General features: G+C 56.4%; 1 protein-coding gene. It reads left to right on the forward strand.

Annotation, left to right across the window (positions count from 1 at the left end; translation table 11 throughout):
* Positions 1–211: 211 nt before the first annotated feature.
* The coding region (locus A5N85_RS15415; RefSeq protein WP_143143338.1) for a hypothetical protein at positions 212–539 on the forward strand (328 nt) is incomplete at its 3' end.

A 539-nucleotide genomic window follows, 5' to 3' on the forward strand; every position in this document is an offset into this window, starting at 1 on the left:
GAACGGCGATGTCAAAGAAGGCGACACCGTGACCATTGATGTTAACGGCACCCTCAGCACGCACACCGTGACCGCAGACGAAGCCAACGCGCACAGCATCACAGCCAGCGTAGACATCCCGAGCAGCCAAGACGGCACGGTCGTTGTCAAAGCGAGCGTGACTGCGACGGCTACCGGTAACACGCCGGCGGCCAACAGCGCGCAAGACGACGTGATTGTCGATACCGGCGTGCCGGGAGACGTCAACGGCGACAAAACCCCGAATGGCGCAGACAACGACAGCACCACCCAAGACGGTGCGCCGAAAGTCAGCATCAAAGACGGCGGAGATAATGCACTCAACCCAACTGACCTAGACAGCGGTAAAGCCACAGCAGAGATCAGCATTCCAGCCAACACCAAAGCCGGCGACAGCTTAGTAGTGAGCACCCCAGATGGTGAACAAACCATTCCTGTGACCCAAGAGATGATTGATGCAGGTAAAACAGAAGTGAGCTTCACGCCGAAAGCAGACGGTGAAAATAATGAAGTAACTGCTT

The sequence above is a fragment of the Suttonella ornithocola genome (genome assembly GCF_001889065.1).
Taxonomy (GTDB): Bacteria; Pseudomonadota; Gammaproteobacteria; order Cardiobacteriales; family Cardiobacteriaceae; genus Suttonella_A; species Suttonella_A ornithocola.